Annotated in this window: 17 protein-coding genes; all 17 read right to left on the minus strand. The window is 41.3% G+C overall.

Annotated features, from left to right (window positions below; genetic code table 11):
• Positions 1 to 100: 100 nt before the first annotated feature.
• Positions 101 to 745 carry a LytTR family DNA-binding domain-containing protein gene (locus KHA99_RS28230; RefSeq protein WP_213120841.1) on the minus strand — a complete coding sequence of 215 codons (645 nt, stop codon included), beginning with the start codon at positions 743 to 745 and terminating at the stop codon, positions 101 to 103.
• Between the two features lie 77 nt (positions 746 to 822).
• Positions 823 to 1,425 carry an SAM-dependent methyltransferase gene (locus KHA99_RS28235; RefSeq protein ID WP_213120842.1) on the minus strand — a complete coding sequence of 201 codons (603 nt, stop codon included), beginning with the start codon at positions 1,423 to 1,425 and terminating at the stop codon, positions 823 to 825.
• A 5-nt stretch (positions 1,426 to 1,430) separates the two neighbouring features.
• On the minus strand, positions 1,431 to 2,807 hold the full coding sequence (locus KHA99_RS28240) for an RsmB/NOP family class I SAM-dependent RNA methyltransferase (protein ID WP_213120843.1): 1,377 nt from the start codon (positions 2,805 to 2,807) through the stop codon (positions 1,431 to 1,433).
• 601 nt (positions 2,808 to 3,408) lie between these two features.
• Positions 3,409 to 4,629: a hypothetical protein gene (locus KHA99_RS28245; protein ID WP_213120844.1), complete on the minus strand. Its 1,221-nt coding sequence runs from the start codon at positions 4,627 to 4,629 to the stop codon at positions 3,409 to 3,411.
• 271 nt (positions 4,630 to 4,900) lie between these two features.
• On the minus strand, positions 4,901 to 6,208 hold the full coding sequence (locus KHA99_RS28250) for a serine hydrolase domain-containing protein (RefSeq protein ID WP_213120845.1): 1,308 nt from the start codon (positions 6,206 to 6,208) through the stop codon (positions 4,901 to 4,903).
• The gene (locus KHA99_RS28255; RefSeq protein WP_213120846.1) at positions 6,192 to 7,013 is read right to left on the minus strand and encodes an MBL fold metallo-hydrolase; all 822 of its coding nucleotides are present in this window, start codon (positions 7,011 to 7,013) and stop codon (positions 6,192 to 6,194) included. The genes KHA99_RS28250 and KHA99_RS28255 overlap by 17 nt, the downstream gene beginning before the upstream one ends.
• A 114-nt stretch (positions 7,014 to 7,127) precedes the next feature.
• Positions 7,128 to 7,685, minus strand: a complete 558-nt coding sequence (locus tag KHA99_RS28260) for a hypothetical protein (RefSeq protein WP_213120847.1) — start codon at positions 7,683 to 7,685, stop codon at positions 7,128 to 7,130.
• Positions 7,686 to 7,688: 3 nt separating this feature from the next.
• On the minus strand, positions 7,689 to 8,321 hold the full coding sequence (locus tag KHA99_RS28265) for an SCO family protein (protein WP_213120848.1): 633 nt from the start codon (positions 8,319 to 8,321) through the stop codon (positions 7,689 to 7,691).
• Between the two features lie 222 nt (positions 8,322 to 8,543).
• Positions 8,544 to 10,223 carry a cbb3-type cytochrome c oxidase subunit I gene (locus tag KHA99_RS28270; protein ID WP_213120849.1) on the minus strand — a complete coding sequence of 560 codons (1,680 nt, stop codon included), beginning with the start codon at positions 10,221 to 10,223 and terminating at the stop codon, positions 8,544 to 8,546.
• 14 nt (positions 10,224 to 10,237) lie between these two features.
• Positions 10,238 to 10,705 carry a cytochrome c oxidase subunit II gene (locus KHA99_RS28275; RefSeq protein ID WP_213120850.1) on the minus strand — a complete coding sequence of 156 codons (468 nt, stop codon included), beginning with the start codon at positions 10,703 to 10,705 and terminating at the stop codon, positions 10,238 to 10,240.
• 11 nt (positions 10,706 to 10,716) lie between these two features.
• A complete protein-coding gene (locus KHA99_RS28280; protein WP_213120851.1) occupies positions 10,717 to 10,866 on the minus strand; it encodes a hypothetical protein in 150 nt (49 codons plus the stop codon).
• 353 nt (positions 10,867 to 11,219) lie between these two features.
• Positions 11,220 to 12,155 (minus strand): heme o synthase, encoded by a 936-nt coding sequence (cyoE, locus tag KHA99_RS28285; protein WP_213120852.1) that lies wholly within the window; start codon positions 12,153 to 12,155, stop codon positions 11,220 to 11,222.
• Between the two features lie 161 nt (positions 12,156 to 12,316).
• Entirely contained in the window at positions 12,317 to 13,105 is a 789-nt protein-coding gene (locus KHA99_RS28290; RefSeq protein WP_213120853.1) for an enoyl-CoA hydratase/isomerase family protein, read from the minus strand.
• Between the two features lie 111 nt (positions 13,106 to 13,216).
• Complete coding sequence (locus KHA99_RS28295; protein WP_213120854.1) at positions 13,217 to 15,295, minus strand: DUF4179 domain-containing protein; 2,079 nt, start codon at positions 15,293 to 15,295, stop codon at positions 13,217 to 13,219.
• Between the two features lie 105 nt (positions 15,296 to 15,400).
• A complete protein-coding gene (locus KHA99_RS28300; protein ID WP_504740127.1) occupies positions 15,401 to 15,865 on the minus strand; it encodes a DUF8821 family protein in 465 nt (154 codons plus the stop codon).
• 270 nt (positions 15,866 to 16,135) lie between these two features.
• Positions 16,136 to 17,467 (minus strand): amidohydrolase, encoded by a 1,332-nt coding sequence (locus KHA99_RS28305; protein ID WP_213120856.1) that lies wholly within the window; start codon positions 17,465 to 17,467, stop codon positions 16,136 to 16,138.
• Entirely contained in the window at positions 17,464 to 19,176 is a 1,713-nt protein-coding gene (locus KHA99_RS28310; RefSeq protein WP_213120857.1) for an adenine deaminase C-terminal domain-containing protein, read from the minus strand. The genes KHA99_RS28305 and KHA99_RS28310 overlap by 4 nt, the downstream gene beginning before the upstream one ends.
• Between the last annotated feature and the right edge of the window lie 17 nt (positions 19,177 to 19,193).

Raw genomic sequence — 19,193 nt, forward strand, 5'->3', positions numbered from 1 at the left:
AATTGTAACCGATAAAGGTTTTCAGTTAGAGAAATCGGGGACTAGTTATGAAATTTTCGGATAAAACAGAAAATCTACGTGCTAAAGCAGAATTATTTTTCTAAAATCCTAACAATCTACGAAAATAGCTCGAATAAGATTGGCTGACCTGCACTCTGTCGCCATTTTTCATCGTTAAAATAAAGGTTGAATGGGTGTCCGGGTGAATCTCCTTTATATGATTGACATTCACAATAAACGAGCGGTGGCAGCGGATAAAGTCATCCTTTGGAAGTAGAAATTCAAATTCCTGCAGCGAATATTTATGGGTGCCGCTGTGCCCCTCGGCGTAAACAAAGGTCTTTTTTTCCTTAGCTTCGAGGTAGATCACCTGTGAAAACGGAACTGGAATCCAGCCATCTTCTGATTTAATGGTGACGACTAACTTGCCGCTGGTTAGTGACGGAAATATTGCCGTCACACAGCCTTCAATCTTACCATCATGAAAAAATGGCACAGCCATCCCATGGTATGGAATCCCAAAAACGTCACGGTCGATAAACTCCGAAACCTTCTGCCCAGTATTCACCGCCTTATAGGCAATCGTGCCATCCTTCAAAGGATCACCACGGCGAATCTTCAAATCAATCCGCTTGCTCGGACGGTAATAAATATACTCACTAGTGTTGGAAACCGCAATCGAAATCTCATCCGAAAACAACTCACTAATTACATCTAACAGCGAAACAACCGTTATACTCTCCATTCAAAATCACCTCCAAATAGGTATCAAGCACCGTCCGTGGACATTTGTCCTCTTAGGGTGGACACCTACTTTTAAAATCACAGCCGATAAATTAAAAACCGCTCGTTTGGATTATGCCGGTAAACAAATGGCACTTTTACTTCCTCTATCAAGTCAAACGCCGTTCGGTTTTCCAGAAAATAAATATAATCCTCAGAGGGGTAATATAAAATCACATCAAGTTCCCGCGGGTATTCTTCCAGCGAAACTAAGATATTATTAATAACCTTTTGAAAGACCTGAATCGAAAACGGATTGAAAAAATAAAACCGATTATCCCGAGGAGCTACCGGATACTCTTCTGCCAGGCAGCAACGAAACTCAACTTTGTCACTGCGATTCTTTGTTTTTCTAATATAGCTTTCGCTATTTGCCAAAGCGGCCTGAAACAGCCCCTCGTCCATTTCAACTCCAACCACTGATGCATGAAAAAAATAGTGGATATAAAAGTTCAGCCGTCCCCGGCCGCAGCCAAAGTCCACGACCCGGTCACCCGGTTTCAGCTCATAGGTTTTAAATAATTCTTCCAGTCCGCTATAGGGGGTTGGCTCATAGCGATGGTAATGCAGGGACTGGTGAAATCCCTGCTGCTCCGCTCTTGTCTTTATATTTAATAGCTTATCATAATAATGTTCTTTCATGTCCCTCAACCAATCCCCGTCCATCTCAACCCTTTTGGGAAATGGTTTTTCAAAATATGATCTGACAGCTTGCCCCACCCGATGGAATAGCCGTCTACCTCCATCAAATACCAGCCTTTCGGGCCCTCTGCCGTTAGCGCCTCGCCTTTTAGATAGGCCGATATTTCACGGGAATCACTTAGCAAACTCCATTTATGCTTCACCTGTTCTCCGTTTAAACCCAAAGCAAAGGCATGTGACGGCTCAAAGCGGTTCTTCTTAATCGTCCCCAGATGCCATCCCGGCCGGACCACCTTCAAATTTTCCAATGACAGCATCTCCTTCGGCAGCAAGTACAACTGCTCGCCAAATAAAAGAAATTCCCCTTTTGGCGTCTCAAGTAAAGTCTCCTCCGTAAACTGATAATAGCTTTTTAAAACTTTCTGGTCAGACAAGGTTTTGGCGTACTTCAGCTTGCCGCCCGCTTCGTCACCATCCTTTTTTCTTAGAACGGCAATGTAGTGGCCCTCACCCTGTAATTGATGAGGCCAAATCCTGATTGTCTTTCCAAGACCGGAAGCACCATCTGAAATCCAGTCCGGCCTGCCTTTTCCAAAGCCCTCATAAACCTGAACGTCCTCTATCTCAAAGTTAGGGTTATCTTTTATAAACTTACTAATGACACCTTCATTTTCTTCAGGTGAAAATGTACAGGTCGAGTATACGAGCCTGCCCCCCGGGCGAAGCATCGTCCCAGCGTGTTCGAGAATATCAAACTGCCGAGCGGCACATACCGCTACATTCTCAGGACTCCATTCAGCACAGGCATCAGGGTCCTTGCGAAACATCCCCTCTCCAGAGCACGGTGCATCGACCATGATCCGGTCAAAATACCCCGGAAACCGCTGGGCTAGTCTCGCCGGAGTTTCATTGGTTACAACGGCGTTCCTAATCCCCATCCGCTCGACATTCTGCGAAAGAACCTTGGCCCGTGCAGGGTGAATTTCGTTCGTGAGCAAAAATCCCTGTTGCTGCATTTTCCCCGCAATATGAGTGGTTTTCCCACCCGGAGCTGCACATAAATCCAAGACACGCTCACCCGGCTGCGGGTCGACTAGCTCCCCTGCCGCCATCGCGCTTGGCTCCTGAATATAGTACAAGCCTGCCTCATGGTACGGATGCTTCCCGGGCCGGTCCTCTGTTCCATAGAAAAACCCCTCTTTCACCCATGGGATTTTTTCCAGATTAAAAGGGCTGATTTTTTTAAACTCCTCAGCCGAGATTTTTAAAGGGTTCACCCGAAACCCATGCGATCTATTCTCGTGATAACTTTTTACAAAATCCTCATATTCCTCATCTAAAAGGTTCTTCATTTTTTCGAGAAAATCCTTTGGCAACTCCATGTTGATCACCCATCTGCTGATTAAAATAATGTTTACGATAAATTTACCATTCTTTTTAAAAAAATAAAACGGCAGTACCGTTCCTAAAAATATAGACATTTATGGATATTACTGTCTATATGTTCTAAATGGATTGTTGCTTTTCCATTTAGCACGCAAAACGAACAGAGCTTTTTGCGAATCGCGTTAGGGAATCACGCCCTAATACTAGAATGGATACATCCGTCTGGATGAGTCTTCGACCAATCCAAACTTCATCGTTTCCGTCACAGTGTCATTTTCTTCATCCTTTCGAATGATATCCACGGCACAGGATACCTTTTCGATACTCTAGTTTGGCTGTAAGCCACACTATTATTGCAATCTTGCCTATAAAATTGGAGTACGTGGTCCTATTCTTCCTTTCAGGTAAACAGGAAGCGTTGCTCCAATTTCTCTTGTTTCCTTTCAAATATCCGCTTTTAATAGTTCAATCTTATCCTGAAAATAGTAGTATTTTCCCCAGTGTCTCGTGAGCGACCTCCAATTATTAAAATTAGCCTTTTGTTTATCGAATTTTTTTGGGAAAGACAGCACAGAGTCATATTTTGGTTTTTCCGTTTTAAAATAATAGCCTCTTCTTGCAATCATGCAAGCAGCGGAACCATGGGAACTTAGTCCGTAACGCGCCATAAATTCCCGCTTTTTTTGCTTTTGATTCGATTAATTGTTGAAAGGAGGAATAGGCAAACCCCGAAAGCATCCGCGCATATTTAGTGCCCATTTCTCTTAAACTGGCTTTCTTTTTGGAAAAATCCAATTTCTCGATCACGACATCTTTTTGTACGGAAACGGCATGGGCTAGAATTTCCTTTAACGCATCGCTTAAAGAAGCTTGCAACTGTTCTTTTCTCCGGCAATACATCGGAACATCCACTGTCCAGCTTTTGATTGGGTTGCCAAACCGGTCAATTTCACAAATAGCCAAAAATCCTGCATTGAGGTCGATTCCAATCAATCCATTCAGGTTGGATGTTCCTATTTTTGGAGTCTCTTTTTCAAGGGTTGCGTTCACATACCACCCTTTTTCCTGTTTCAAAAAACGATAAGTAATGGAGGAAAAATATTTTTGCGGTTTGCCGTTTCGGGTGAAGCCCATATAAGGAATCTTTGCCTGATCAATGACCTCTTGGCCATAGGGAAAATGCACTTCCGGAAAGGTGATATATTTGCCATATTTCGAAATAAAATGATCGGCCACCCGGAGTCTTAAGGCGTTTTGTAAATCATAGGTGGCTGATTGATTTCCATACGTTTCATCTTTGGAACCCACCACAAGAAACTGGGAACTTCTGGACTCAAGCCACTTTTCCTTCCATTGCGCATGATCCTTGTATTTATTTTCTTCCAAATAAAATTGCTTATGGAACAACTTCTTGGACCCAAAACAAATGCGAATTTTATGATTTAGTTCATCTGATTTTAATTTTTCCAATTTGTGCTGTATATTTCGGAGCCTTCGCTTTTTTTGGTGGAGGTAAAATTTCATGTTTCGGTATTTTTTATGTTGTTTCGGGAAGGCCGGACTAGTTTGAGGAATTCTCAGAAGTTTTTGCAGAAGCTTATCTTTTTGAGTGGTTTTCTTAACGATGCTTTTTTGTAAATATTCAATTTTGGATTCTAGTTGTTGAATATCAAATTTCCTTTTTTCTAAAATAGAAGAAACCTTCCCATCCAGCTGCATCCTCAGGGAGTTGAATTGTCTGGCGGTAAGGCCAAATTGTTTGGAAAAAGACTTCTTCAGGGATGTGGTTGGCATCCCTTTAATGTGGGGATTGAACAAATAATTTCCGCTCCAGCATGCCAAAAAATCGGCCATATTCTGAAAGGTACATTTCCGATGTCAAATTATGATTCAATGGGATGTTACATAGTTTCGTTTGATAGGTTTGGATAATAATAGGTACTTTTATTAAAATTGATAAAAATAGTTACCCTAAATTTTGGAATCCTCATCATTCTGCATACATTTTTAATACATTAAAGTATAATGTAAAAAATTATATATTTGTCTATTAATGTCTATATTTTTAGAAACTGCTTAGAACCCTGTTTCAGAGTTTCTGCCGTTCAAGTAAACATACCTGACCATAACAATCAGTAAATTCAAGCCTGTAAGGGGCTCTATTGTTATAAAGAAAAAAAGTATATGTATCATTGATAAAGTCACTTTTACAAATCATCTTCGCGGCCTCAACTTGAATTGGCTGCAAACGGAACTTATAGGGAACACCATACATTTTTGGAACGACCGCAAACAGTTCATTATCATCATGTCTAACAGTAATCTCAACCTTATCACTTTTATAGGTCCCTTCTAACGATCCCAGTGGAAGCGAATCCCCTTCGAGCGGAACAATTAGAGAAACACTGTTCACTTCTTCACCAAATATTATTTTTGCTAAATCACTGCTGATTTGCGTAACAGGAGTAATATTGAGATTACTTAATACGATTACCACAAGGTCCTCATTAGGATACATCACTAAATGATTAACAAAACCGTTCACATCGCCGAAATGACTACAAGTTTTATATTCACCCTCATCGATAAACCAACCGAAGCCATATCCATACCCGTTAATATTCGTAAACATTTGCTCCTGCAGCGACTGGTCTACTAAGGTGCTTTTTAAAAGTGCCTGACACCAAATATATAAATCTTCCAAAGTGGAGTACATGCCATAGGCGCCGAGCGGGAATGACATATCGATATGCTCGGTATGGATAATGTCCCCCCATACCGTATAGCCTTCCGCCATTGACTTTACAATACTGCGGCCATCGTCAATTCCCGTACACTTAAGCCCTAATTTTTCAAAAATCTCATTTTGTAGAAAATCTGCGTATGATTGTCCTGACGCCTTTTCAATTATTTTTGTCAGTACCAAATAACCGGAATTGCTGTAGTTCATATCCGTCCCGGGAGTAAACTCCAGCGGCAAATTTTTAAACGAATCTATAACCGCATCAAGATTTGACGGCAATCTCATTGTTTTCACCCAATACTCCGGACTGGAGGTAAAGTTAGGAATTCCCGAGGTATTGGTTAATAAGTGGCGAATTGTAATGACAGAACCATTCGGATAATCCGCTAGAATTTTATCAATCTGGTGATCGATATCTAACTTTCCTTTTTCATGCAGCAGCATGATCCCTATCGCGGTGAAGGCTTTTGTTAACGAACCTACCCTAAACTTTGTGGTCGAAGAGTTGAAAATATCATATTGGAACGATGCATAACCGTATCCTTTTTTTAATAAAATTTCCCCTTTGTGTCCGACAAGCACTGCGCCGTTAAAAAACTCGTTGGCGGTTAATGAGTCCATATAGGTTTCCAGTCTATTAATCTTGTCTTCCACTATTGATAACACCTTTCGAAAAGTCCGCGACTATTGAAGAAACGATATGAATTGAGTCCCATTCTCCTCCCGAAACAGTAATAAGCGGGTATTTTTTTGGAAACAGCTTTTCATTAATCTCCGCTACGGAAAGCCCGCTTTTATAGAGATGCTCCACTTCCCCGCTAAGATTCTCGAGATTTTCCATTTTTTGCTTCAGCGTGTCTTTTCCATTCGGTATGAAGCCTGCATGGGCGCAAAACATCGAACCAAAATCATAATTTAATAGAGTCCGAATCGAATCCATGATGACCGGAATCGATTCACTCGACATAATCACCTTTGTCTTGGGAGCAACAAATAAATCTCCGGAAAAAAGCCGTCCAGTTTTCATATCTAGAAGTGCAACATGGTCATCGGCATGGCCCGGGGTGTAAATCACTTTCCAAGTTGATTTGTGCGATTGAATTGATTCTCCCAGCGGCAATGCCTGAAACTCTCTGCGTACCCCCCAGGTAATCTGGCGGTATTTCGGATAGGGAGCAAACTCCGCACAAACGCCGACCCCTTTTGGATGGACATAAATTGGAATATCGCGATTTTCCTGAATCCACGGAGCGGTTCCAGAATGATCCTCGTGGCTGTGGGTTAAAACAACCTTATCAAATGAATGTTCTTTATAAAAAGAAATAAAATCCTCTTCAATGGATTGAGGACCCGTATCAACTAACATGCCGTCTACTAAATAAGCATAAATTTTGCGGCCAAACCTTTCCACGGTCCCTTCAACACAGATAACATCCTCTTTTGAATACACTTCAATCATTATTAAATCACCTCTTTATCTTCCAAACATCTACTTCTACACTGCCATTAAACATCCCTCTTTATTTGCCAAAAAACAGCCGCCCGGAAATCACTCCAAGCGGCTGCCTTTCTATTATTCATATTTCGTCCGGTCCGTAAAAGTAATATATATCAAGTATATAACTATACATATTGCCGTAGTCAAGAAGCCCCAGCCTAGCGTGATTTGCTCGATAACCAAGTAGTTATTGCATAATTGGACAGGTGCATCAATATAAAGCCAGCCTACCACCAGAAACAGAATGGTGAAGAAGATAAAAAGAATGTTTTTTCCAAGTGAATTTAGCCTTTTCCAGCTGTCCCTCAAGGGAAATCCAGCTAAAAGCGATAAACTCACAAACTTAAATACCTCTACGCTTTGTTCTGTTAAAGCGTCATCCATCGAACGCGGCAGCGTCCAGAAGCCTACAATTATGACAAACAATAAAATTCCCGGAACGCCATTCCCGTTCCATTTATCAAAAAATCTCGGAAAGCGGTCCATAAAAAGTCGTGCCATCAGGAATCCCGCAAACACCACCATTGGCATTTGCATATGCATATGAATAATCATCACAGATTCCATAAAATGGGCAATAGGCGGAATAGCTAGGGCAATAAGTAACAATAATCCATATATAAATTGTTGCATTGATTATTCCCCCGCTTCCTGATTTAGAATCTTGACAACCTTATCGGCTGCCTCATCTATTTTTTTATAGTCCATCACATCTTGAAGACTGCCTTTCGGGTCTACTAAATAAAATGCTGAATTATGAGTGAAATTCCCGTATCCGTCAGGAATGACAGTCACTCCAAATTCTTTTAGCAAAGCATCCAATTCATTCTTGTCCGGAACCCTTGCCATCCGCCAGGTTTCCCCATCACTTTTAAAATAAGTGCGGTATTTTTCCAGCGTCTGTGGAGTGTCTCTGGATGGGTCAAAGCTGATGCTCAAAAATACGATATCCTTTCCCAAATATTTTTTCGGGATCTGTTCGTAAACCTTTGACATGTTCATTTCCAACTGCGGGCAGACAGATGTACAAGACGTATAAAGAAAGGTAATAAATACGTACTTCCCTTTGAATTCAGAGATGGAATATTCCCGTTGCTTGCTGTCCTCCAATGTTATTTTAGGAAATTTCGGCTTCTCGTCCAGCAGCCTGTTGACCCTGGCTGTTTCCGCCGTAAAGGCTCGAAAACCGTCTGTGCCTGTATAAAATAAAACAAATCCAAACACAAATACGACTAATAGTGAAATTACCTGATGCCGATTTTTGATCATAACGACCACTTCCCAAACCTATTTTTAAAAAAGTTCTCTCTCTTTTAGCAGAAAGAGATAGCCCAGCAAACGAGCTATCTCTTTTGTTATCAAAACTGTCCAGCTTCAGCGCCTAGGGGCTCGAAGGTCTACAGCCAATCCGTCAAGAAGGCTAAAGAGCAGCCTTCTCGCCAACTCGTCTTATGCCTTGCGCCCCTGTGCAAGGCGCTTCCGCTTTTCTAATTACCAAGTCTTGAACCCTGGTGATCCTGGAGGTGCATTGACAATAAATTCTGTTAGTGGAACGACATATGCCATTGCGACGACTAATAGCATAACCACAATCCATAGTCCCCAGCGCTCTGTCCAATAAGGAGTTGGAGAAGCATTTTCTTCTGCTTCCGCAATTGGGAATTCTGTTTCCCCTCTTGGTGCAAAGAACATCATATTAATTACCGCATACACTTGAAGAATAACACCGATGATTAACAAAGTACCGCCGACAGCCATTGCCATCATATATGGGTTCCAGCCTAATGCTGTTGCATGATCGCCATATGTTGTAAATGAAGTTCTTCGTGGTGAGCCAAATAATCCGACTGTGTGCATGGCACCTGACATAAAGATCATGCCGATTGTCCAGATCCAAGTTTGGATGACGCCTAATTTATTGATTTGTGGTGTTAGAACACGTCCTGAAATATATGGAACTAACCAATAACTAATCCCAAAGAATGCCAATGCGACAGTTACACCAAGCGTTAAGTGGAAGTGACCGACAATCCACATCGTGTTATGAACAACTGTGTCCAATTGGTTGGTTGTTTGCGCAATACCACCGGCACCCGCTGGAGCAAACGAAGCCATACTGATAAATAGCGCTAGGAAACGAACATCGCCCCATGGCATTTTTTTATACCAGCCGATCAGTCCCTTTCCGCCTTGCTTTCTTGCAGTCTTTTCAAATACTGCAAACATGGCCCAAGCGGTCATTAATGATGGGAAACCAATTGCTAAACTCATAAATACGTGCATCATTTTAACTGGTAAAGAAATACCTGGATCAATGATTTGGTGATGGAATCCACCGGTAATGTTCATGATTACCAAAGCGATAATAACGACACGGGTTAATGTGTCACTCCAGCGTCTGCCGCCGATTAATTTCGGTGCAATGACATACCATGCAGAAGTAGCTGTTAAATACCAGATATTTACGAGCGTATGTCCAAAGGCCCAGAATAATGTACGAGAAACCATAACATTAACCGTCTTAACCCAGCCTAAAGACCAAGGAATTAGATATAAAACTTCAATTGCTACAGGAATAAGTGCAAAAAACATTAGAACGTTGATACCGGTTGCAAAGTAAGAGAAGATTGGAACATGCTTTCCTTTATTATTTTTCCGCCAATTGGCTACTTGGATAAATGCGCCAACGTTGCACAACCACATACCCACTGCGAAGAATACTAAACCGATATAAAACATTGGGTGTGCTTTTAAAGGCGGATAGAATGTGTACATTACTGATGCTTCATTCATGAGGATTGGAATAACAACCAATACAGCGCCAATAATCTTGGATGCAAACGCAGTCCAGACAAACTTTCTAACCTTTGGAAGAAGCCCTCCCAGTTCATGTGAAAGACCTGCATACAGATAACCAAATGTAAAGAAAGTAGTGAAGGCAAGAAGCATGAACACACCGTGCATCGTAAGAACCTGATAATAGTTTAACCACGATGGCAGTTCAAGAAGACCGGCACGGTTTAAACCCTGTGCTAACCCTAAAAATCCACCAACTAACAAGATGACAAATGATACAAATAAATATGTTTTCGAAATTTTTGCGTCTTCTTTATTAACACCTAGCAATTTAGTTGCTTTTGTTTTAAACGTTTGATTTATTGCTGTTTCCATAGCCTTTCCCCCCTTTACTTAACCGTAATTGTAGTACTCATCATTTGGTGACCGGCACCGCAATATTCGTTACATAGCACTAAATAACTTCCCGGTTTATCAAACTTTTGGGTAACTCTTGAGATATAACCTGGTGTTACCATTGCATTAGCGTTTGTTTCGGCAATTTCAAAGCCGTGGACAACGTCTTTTGATGTTAAGATAAAATGCACTGTTGATCCAGCTGGAACTTCAATATTTCCAGGATTAAAGCTAAATACTTGCAATGTCATGACTACTTCGTATTCATGATCGCCAATCTGTTTAATTCCAGGCTTATCAAAAGGCGCTGTTTGATCTACTTTTTGCGAATCGATAGTTTGGATATTACTTGGCGGTGCCATTCCTTCAGCAACAGCCTGATAGCCCGTGATTAACATGAAAATCATCATTATACCGAAGCTTAATGCCAGCCATATTTTTTCATCAAGATGCATCTTCATTTCTTTCCCCCCTATACTCTAGTCATATAAAGTCCATATAAAGTTAAATAAGTAACGAGAATAACGACGCCAACCACACCTACGGAAATCCATGTACCTTTTAATGGTTCTTCATGCTGCTTGCCTGGCTTATTATTGCGATTTGCTTTTGCAGATGCCATTTGTGAATCCCCCTTTTGATTTATTCTGTTTTCTTACTTCTATCATAGTTAGGAACGATTCTCAGCGAAGTGAACTGCATCACATTTCATAAGTGATTTTAATCGGAAGAAAAAAGGGAAAATTATTGTACTTTTTTTCTAAAATCCGAAAGTTTATGAAAAAGAGTATGGAAAATAGCTGTATTTTCACTGTTTTTAACTTGTTAATTGAAATATTTCTATAGTGGAATAGAAAAAAAGAGTGAAAAAAGGGGGGAGAATTCAAAAATGACAAATTTGTGAAATAAAGTAAAATCATCTTAAAAAAACAAAAAAACCGTCCTTATTTTTCATAAGGACAGCTGCTAAATAACCTATTTAAATATTGGCAATGTAACCACAATCATCAAAAGAAACAGGATGGTGATATAGTTTACGGAGTACAGAAAATTAATCTGGGCCCATTTCAGGTCATCTTTTGTAAAAAATCCGCTGATACTCACAATTAGCCAGCCAAGGTTCATCACTGTCGCAATGACAACAAAGGTGAGCCCGAGCGAGCCTAAATAAAACGGCAATGGCAATAGGCAGGCAATATAGACCACCATCTGCCGCTTCGTCATTTCAAACCCATGTACCACAGGAAGCATCGCTACCTTTGCTGCACGGTATTCCTCGCACTTCTTCATCGCAATCGCAAAGGTATGAGGCATTTGGAAAACAAAGATAATCAGAAATAACATAATCGGAACAATATGGGTCCCAGGCTCAATTGCCGTCCAGCCGATTAGCGGGGTAACAGCACCAGAAACGGCGCCGATCACGGTGTTAAGTGTATACCTCCGTTTGGACCACATCGTATATAAGATGACATAAGTAAACCAGCCTACGAAAGCATAAATCACTGCTTCCCATCTTGTAAAAGACAAAAGAATGAAGCCTAGTACTGTGAGGACAATTCCTATTATTAACACGACGTTCAGAGGAATATGCCCTGTTACGGTCGGCCGATGCTTCGTTCTATCCATGACAGTATCGATGTCGACATCATACCAGTTATTGATGACAAGTGCTCCGCCCATGACCAGCGTACTGCCGATAATGGTCAGCAAAAATACATTCAAGTAATCAGAAAAAGAGGCGCTGGTAAAATAAAGTGCCAGCCAAAACCCAGTAAAGACGGGCAGTACATTGGCTATTAAGACAGGTCCCTTAAAAAGAGCTTTTATATCAGCCATAAGGCCGGAACGATTATTTGAAATAGCAGCACTTTTGCCTTTCAGTGCGGAAGGTATTCCATTTTGACTCATCTTTACAACCCTCCAAAAAAAAATGGTTATTACTATCTACAACTTAAGTACATGATTCCATATTACCATACTTTATCATGGAAAACCGTTGTAGAAAAATTGGCAAAAAAAAGACGGGGGATGGCCCCCGAAACTTATTCATTCTTTTAATTTACTTGTTACTACTCTCCCCGGAAAACAGGTTTCCGTTTCTCGGCAAAAGCTTTTACCCCTTCTTGGACGTCTTTTGTTCCAAAACAAACTTTAATTGAAGCTAACTCTTGTTTTAGAATTGTTGTAAGATCCGAGTCAGGGCTTGCTGCAAGCAATCTTTTGGAAAGGGTCAGCGCAACAGGCGGTCCTTCCGCTAACTCCTTGGCAAAATTCATAACCCTATCATGAAATTCTTCGTCTGGGAATATTCCGTTCACCAAACCAATCCGTTCGGCTTCTTCAGGATAGATATCGCGACCCGTAAATATCAATTCCGCTGCTTTCCCCTGTCCTACCAAACGTGGTAAAAAGTAGGTCATTCCCGCATCCGGATTAAGACCACGGCGAATATATCCAGCAGTTACCCTTGCACTAGCAGACATAAAACGCAGGTCACAGGCAAGAGCCAGAGCGAGTCCTGCACCAGCTGCAATTCCGTTAATCGCGGCGATGACAGGTTTATCACAATGAACGATTCCTAACGCCTGATGACCAACCCAACCCAAGTCATCTAATTTTTCATGGCGGGAAAAAGTGGATCTATCTCTCTTGGCATAGTCAGACAGGTCAAGACCCGCACAAAAACCACGTCCACTCCCAGTTATCACAATGACTCGAACTTCATCGTCAGCAGATGCCTCTGCAATAGCCTGAATAATCTCAGCACTAAGTTTATCATTGACAGCATTGAGACGCTCTGGCCTGTTTAGTGTTAAGGTGCGAACCCCATTCTGTTTTTCTACTAAAATATGTTCCATTATTTCCCTCCTATTAAACTATTAGTTTAAATTTTCCGACTAATGAAAACATAGCATATCCCTGATGATTTGTACATGAGAGTGACTTATTTTGGAAAAATATACAAAACGTTATTCCAACGAAACCCTCACAACATCATCTAAATATCTCGTAGTGCTATACCCATAAATCTCCAGCCTTTTAGGGATCACTTTGTCCCCAGGGTTGTTACCGTGTAACCTCATTCTTTGAACTGTAAAAGAATTACGGGGCTGTTCGATTTCTTCATATGCGACAGGGATTTCATTCATACCGTATTCTTTCCCATTTTTATCAACGAGCACTCCTTCTGAATCCATCTCCATTGAACTAATTTCATTTTCATCCTTACCCACAATATTGAAGTTAAGCGACTCATATGCCCGATTCTTAATTTCATGATTGCTTATCACAACATTGGTAGGCTCTCCAACTTCTACCTGGTCGATGGAGATTGTACTGCCTGCATACTCAAAGGTTTGAGGATATTCCTTAGCAGCATCCAGTAATTCAATGGTTTTGTGGTCTTCAAACGTTAAAAGAACAGATTTGAATTGAACGTTGATCTCTTTAGGTTTTTCTCCAAAAAGCGGGTTAAAATATGTTTGAAAAGTAGTCCAATTCATATCTTGGTGTAAATCCAAATAATTGCTGCCATACATATCAGCTTTCATTTTTTTATCGTTCACTTCTAGATTGTCAAAATTAAGAAGATCTATCCGTTTTTCTGGCTGTTCATTATTAATAGCATATTGCAGAATGGTAGCTGTTGGAGCAATCGTTAGTTTATCAAATCGAATTGGGATCCCCTCGATGTCTGTTTCTTCATTCAGCGCATATTCGGTAGATGGCTGTTTTGTAACAGGAATCTCGAAGTTCCACTCCCCAGTTTTATTCTCCATGTTCCCGTAAGGCCTAAAACTATTCTGACCAGAGGAATCACGAATCAATTTCTGAAGCTTAGTGATCTTGAGTTTGATTGTCCCGTTATCCGATGTTAGTGGCAGCAGACTAATCTTCCCACGATACACGTTCTTTTCTTTATTATTTTCCGCCGATTTAAGGTCAGGAGGATAATACCTTGGATATGTTTCACGGCTCATGATGTCATGTTCGTTCTCTACAAAAAAACCTTCATTATAATCCATCACATATTGATTGTTTTCTTCTGTATCTTCTATTTCATAAAGGATAAGCGTTTGAACATCATCAGCAATCGCGCTCTTGATCTTAATTTTCACCCCCGCGCTCTCCGCTTCCAGGTTCAGCCTTTCACCTAGGCCCTGTTGCAGTACGGCACGCAACTCTTGATCTTCTTCTGTTAATGTATAGTATAGGTTGGTAAAAGACCCTGTAAAAACTTCTATACCCATTAATAATGCTAAAACACTTGCAAAAACAATGCCCATTCTTTTACGTTTCTTATTCTTCTGTTGTCTTTGCTTTTCCCTTTCTGCCAGCCTAGCTTTGACGTTCTCCATGAATTCAGATGGCACACGGAAATCCTTCATCCTTTCAGTAAGATTTACCATGGTTAACATGACATCCTGAAAGGTACCCAAATCCTCCTGACAGTCTTGGCAATGATAAATATGTACCTCGAAATCAATCTTTTTCGATCGCTCCAGCGTTCTTTCCAAGTAATCGATGTAATTTTTATGATACTCCTTACAGCCATTAAAGACAGATCCGTACCCCAATTCTTTTCTAAGTGACTGGATACCAGAAAACAAAAGCTCTTTCATCTTATCCACTGAGACTTGGAGAAGATGTGCCGCATTTTCCCGGGAGATTCCTTTTACATATGTAAGGACCACCGCTTCTTTCTCATCCTCTTTCAACTGATCAAACGCTTTAAATAATTCCTGACGTGGTTCACTTTCCTCTGAGTCTTGTAAACTTCTATCTTTAGAAAGTTCTCGGCAGGTATGTATAAAAATGGATGTAACCCCCGTTTCGTAAGTTGTTTCACTTTTAAAACGAGGTAATTCCTTGTGCACTTTGATAATGGACCGGTAAAAAAGTTCTTCCATTTGCTGCTGAGTCCTAAGATAAGACCAGCCCAGAGTATAGAACGATTGTTTATGTTGGTCGAACCAATCAACGATGGATTCCGGGCTTTTTTCCCTTATTGTAGTGATAGATAAGGGATCTATTTTTGCTGGGATCATAAACGTATTCCCCCCTTTAACATTCTCTATATAACTAATGATATAAGGAGAACACGTTGTTAGCAATATCTGTAGATAATACTAGAACTTCCCAGCTTAGATATTTTAATATTCACCTTTAATTACAAAAAATGAGCCACGAATTGTTCCAGCTAGTTTAGACTTCTGCCTTGCAAACTTAAACTTTCCTTCTAACTCCTTTGGTACTTCCATCCCCTCAGAAAGCTTAAAACCAACGGCCCGCTTCTTAGGATTATCAACTGTATACAGGACGTTGACCGAAAGACCGTCCTCATAAAAGACGTACGTCCAATCGATATTTTCCACTTGAAAACGCGACGTCTCTAGAGGTTTAGCCGCAAACTCAATATCACGTTCTTCTTTCAAAATTCGGTTCACATAATCAAGGGTTTTCCCACTTTCGCCAGCTGGTACAACCGTAAATTCATGCTTGTATTTGTTCATAAAGTAACGAGCTTCATGAGCACGTAAACCAGCAAGCGCTTCTGCTGCCGGTGAAGACTCTAAGCCAACCGTAGAAACATTTTTAAAATCAACGATATAGGACATTTCCATCTCTCCTTTATTCTCTTTATTTCCTAACAACAGGATACCACATTTCACCAAAAGCTAATCCGTTTCACTGCCATATCTCAACTTTTGCAACTAACTAGTGCAGTTAATGGGAAAATTGGCGCTTCAAGGTTTAACGTAAAAAGATAGCCGGCAGCTTAAAAATGCTCAGTCTATCCTTTTCATAAACCTTTATTTAAACTTTAAAAACGCTCGGCCTTTTGTTCTGCGGTTACCACTTCTTCATTAGCGTTACCTGCAAACAGGCTATTTTCCCTCCATTGCTTTTAGAGCCCTTTTTTTAAATCCGCATTCTTCCATGGCGGTTGTAAGCTCTGCTCTTAATTTCGTTGCATCAAAATTTACTAATTGTTTTTCTGCCACAACTTGCTTTCCATCAATGAATACATCTCTTACATTTCCGGAATTTGCAGAGTACACCAAAGCACTGTACGGATCAAAAATAGGAAACATATTGACTGAATCGACTTCCACTAGAATGAAGTCAGCTTGTTTTCCCGCCTCAATCGAGCCAATTTTGTCCTCCATACCTAAAACCCTCGCTCCCCCGATGGTCGCTAACTTCACAATCTCTTCAGCTGGGAAGGCACTGCGATCATGTAAAGAAGTTTTATGGAAATTTGCAAACAAGCGCATTTGGCTGAATAAATCGAGCGTATTCCCACTGCTTGGGCCATCTGTTCCCAGCCCAACTGTCACACCCGCAGACAATAAATCCTGGACACGGGCCACTCCTTTAGCGGATTTCGTATTGGCGCCGATACAATGAGCAACCTTTACATCATACCTCTTCAGCAATTCAATATCATGATCAGACAAATGAATACAGTGGGCAGCTACCAGCCTTGAGCTTAGCACACCAATCTCTTCTAAGAATTCAATCGGCGTTTGATTGCGTTCTTTACGATACTTCTCCATTTCAAAATCCATTTCACTAACATGCATCATCCACGGCACATCGTACCTTTGGGACAAAGTGTCCGCTTGCTGGAGCACTTCGATGGTGTTCGTGTAAGGTGCATGCGGTGCTACCGTTGCCCGAATCCTGCTATTTCCATGCCATCTTGGCAGAAACCCTTCGGCGTATTTCAATCCGCCCATTGGCTCCGGCACATCGACCGTTACGGAGTCAATGACTGTTTCAGCCAAAAGGCCGCGGCTATGCATTTCTTCTGCGGCTTCTGCCAATTGCTGCTCAAAATAATACATATCAAAGAAGGTTGTCACACCGGCAAGCTGCATTTCAGCAATGGCATATTTTCCGCTGGTATAGGCAAGCTGTTCATTCATACATTCGTTTTCTAATGGAAATAAGAAGCGGCGGAGCCGGTCAGGATAGTCATCACCTAAAGAACGAAACGGGATCATCCCGATGTGAGTATGCGTATTGACCATACCCGGCAGCAAAATCGCCCCTCTGGCATCAATGCATTGGTTAAAGGTCATCTTCTTTGGGAGCAAATCCATTGGACCGGCTTCTACAATTTTACCATCGTCTACTATTAAATAGCCGGCTTGAAACTGCTCCATTTTTTCATTCATCGTCAATATCCAGGCGTTTTTAATGAGTAAATTCAAACTTCCTCACCCTCCACCAATGGGATCATCATTTGCGAACGTACATTCATCATCCCTTTGTCGGTAATTTTGATTGCAGGTGAAACCGGCAAAGATAAAGTTGAAAAAGACATAATCTCATTACTGTTGCGATAGCCTAACTTAATCATCGCTTGGCGTACTTCTTTTAATTGCTTGCCTAGTTCTTGAATCGGTGCATCGCTGATAATCCCGCCGACTGGCAATGGACATACGGCTTGCACCTGTCCCGCTTGTGTCACGACGTATCCGCCTTGCATGTCCAATAATTGTTTCTGTGCTGCAAGTATATCTGCCGCACTCGTCCCCATTACCATCAAATTATGATGATCATGTGCCCAAGTAGTGGCTACAGCTCCTTTTTCAGATAATGCATTCTCAACAAACCCATAGGCGATGTCCCCTGTTTTCCCATATCGTTCCATCACTACAATTAAGGCCAGCCCGCTATTCTCCCAATCTAAATAACCATCTGTAACGGCCATCTCCCGCTGTACATGTTCAGTAAAGGTACCCACTTCGGAAATTTGCATCACGTTGACGACAGCATTTTCAGCCGAATTCACTTTGATTCGCAAATCCTCTGAAGTTAGTGCCCGGCATTGTATCGATTGATAGAAGTGATCAGGAAAAGCAGGTTTCACAGCCGGATACTTTATCGCATTTCCCCGCTCGTGTACCAATTTTCCATCCTTATAAACTGCCGCTATATCCAGGCGTTCTACATTATCTATTAATAGAAAATCAGCTTTAAATCCCGGGACAATGGCGCCGCGGTCCTGGAATCCCATCCGTCTTGCAGGGGTATAGGTAGCACAGTATAGCGCCTGTTCCGCCGGCATGCCGCATGAAATGGCTAAACGTACGTTTGCATCCAAATGTCCTTCAAGCAAGTCGTCCGCCATCACATCATCTGTAATGATTGCCATATATTCATAGAATTGATTTTCCACAATAACACGCATATTTTCCGGCGTTATTGATTTCTTTTGAAACTCTAAAAACATCCCGCCGGTGATTTTCTCATAAATCGATTGGGGCGACTGATGGGTGTGGTCAGCGGTAATGCCCGCATATAAAAATTTGGCCAATTCCAATTCCGAAACACGCGGCACATGTCCTTCCAAAGGCATAGATGGCCTCTCGGTTTGAACAACAAGTAAAATCTGCCGGATCAAGGAATCCTGGTGATTGACAATGCCGTTGAAGTCCATCGCTTCCCCTAAAGCAATTACTTTGGGATGCCTGAGGAGCTGCTTCACTTCTTCAACACCAATATAACCGCCTGTCGTTTCCAGCTCTGGGGTCGTCGAAGGAACAGAGGAAGGAATCGCATAGAATATATCCATTACACTTGGCTGAAAAAAAAACGCCTCCAACCCTTCCATACCAAACACATTGGCGATCTCATGAGCATCAGCTACAACTGTTGTCACTCCATGGGTTAGGACAGCCTCTGAAAAAATGGCAGGGGACGTCATAGAGCTTTCAATATGCATATGAATATCCATTAAACCCGGGACCAAATATTGACCTCTTGCATCGACTACTTCACAGGCCTGTAAATTCTCCACCTCGTCAGCTGTTACATAGTAAAATTTATCTTCAACAATGTACACATTTTTCTGCTCAAACTTTTTCGTAAACGTGTTAAAAACCTGTCCATTTATAATGACTAAGTCAGCTTTCATTTCCCATTCCCTCCTTT

This window comes from Neobacillus rhizophilus, from assembly GCF_018343535.1.
Lineage (GTDB): Bacteria > Bacillota > Bacilli > Bacillales > Cytobacillaceae > Neobacillus > Neobacillus rhizophilus.

Bases quoted from the DNA above. Each gene is read 5' to 3' on its own strand.
- KHA99_RS28230 (WP_213120841.1), bottom strand. From the start codon at position 745: ATGGAGAGTATAACGGTTGTTTCGCTGTTAGATGTAATTAGTGAGTTG.
- KHA99_RS28290 (WP_213120853.1), bottom strand. From the start codon at position 13,105: ATGGAACATATTTTAGTAGAAAAACAGAATGGGGTTCGCACCTTAACA.
- KHA99_RS28270 (WP_213120849.1), bottom strand. From the start codon at position 10,223: ATGGAAACAGCAATAAATCAAACGTTTAAAACAAAAGCAACTAAATTG.
- KHA99_RS28280 (WP_213120851.1), bottom strand. From the start codon at position 10,866: ATGGCATCTGCAAAAGCAAATCGCAATAATAAGCCAGGCAAGCAGCAT.
- KHA99_RS28260 (WP_213120847.1), bottom strand. From the start codon at position 7,685: ATGCAACAATTTATATATGGATTATTGTTACTTATTGCCCTAGCTATT.
- KHA99_RS28275 (WP_213120850.1), bottom strand. From the start codon at position 10,705: ATGAAGATGCATCTTGATGAAAAAATATGGCTGGCATTAAGCTTCGGT.
- KHA99_RS28295 (WP_213120854.1), bottom strand. From the start codon at position 15,295: ATGATCCCAGCAAAAATAGATCCCTTATCTATCACTACAATAAGGGAA.
- KHA99_RS28300 (WP_504740127.1), bottom strand. From the start codon at position 15,865: ATGTCCTATATCGTTGATTTTAAAAATGTTTCTACGGTTGGCTTAGAG.
- KHA99_RS28255 (WP_213120846.1), bottom strand. From the start codon at position 7,013: ATGATTGAAGTGTATTCAAAAGAGGATGTTATCTGTGTTGAAGGGACC.
- cyoE (WP_213120852.1), bottom strand. From the start codon at position 12,155: ATGAGTCAAAATGGAATACCTTCCGCACTGAAAGGCAAAAGTGCTGCT.
- KHA99_RS28265 (WP_213120848.1), bottom strand. From the start codon at position 8,321: ATGATCAAAAATCGGCATCAGGTAATTTCACTATTAGTCGTATTTGTG.
- KHA99_RS28310 (WP_213120857.1), bottom strand. From the start codon at position 19,176: ATGAAAGCTGACTTAGTCATTATAAATGGACAGGTTTTTAACACGTTT.
- KHA99_RS28240 (WP_213120843.1), bottom strand. From the start codon at position 2,807: ATGGAGTTGCCAAAGGATTTTCTCGAAAAAATGAAGAACCTTTTAGAT.
- KHA99_RS28235 (WP_213120842.1), bottom strand. From the start codon at position 1,425: ATGAAAGAACATTATTATGATAAGCTATTAAATATAAAGACAAGAGCG.